Annotated in this window: 1 protein-coding gene; it reads right to left on the reverse strand. The window is 58.2% G+C overall.

Features of this window, described 5'->3' with window-relative positions; all coding sequences use genetic code 11:
- Positions 1–438, reverse strand: a 438-nt coding sequence (locus KP705_RS17840) for a Tn3 family transposase (RefSeq protein ID WP_215765253.1), incomplete at both ends; no start/stop codon positions are given.

Below are 438 nucleotides of genomic sequence, written 5' to 3' on the forward strand. Positions count from 1 at the left end.
CTGACAGGTGTCGGCCATGCGTGTCAGACCAAGATTAATCCCATCCGCCAGGATCACCGTCAGCAGGGCGTTTTTGTCATCCGCGACACGGCTGGAACGGCGATGGGTAAAGCAGTCGGTGAAGCTGATCCAGCGGTCCACTTCCAGCAGAAGATCAGTAATCTTGATGCGTGGCAGCCGGTCGTAAGCCGCCCGCCTCAACTCTTCCACAGCAGGGGGTGTAATTGCTTTCAGAGGCGAAATCACAAGACCATGTGCATCAAGCCGGACCTGTGACAACTCGCCCTTCCTGGCAAGAGCCGTCACCCGGTTCAGCGCGGTTTCCAGCACTGCACGCCGTTGAGAAAGGAACGTGTCAGCCGTAGCATTGATCGCCAGAGGCAACGGTCCTTGCGCGCGCATCGCTGCAAACGTGGCTTCCGGAAGAAGGTAGGTGTC

The sequence above is a fragment of the Gluconobacter sp. P1D12_c genome, from assembly GCF_018812105.1.
Classification (GTDB): domain Bacteria; phylum Pseudomonadota; class Alphaproteobacteria; order Acetobacterales; family Acetobacteraceae; genus Gluconobacter; species Gluconobacter oxydans_A.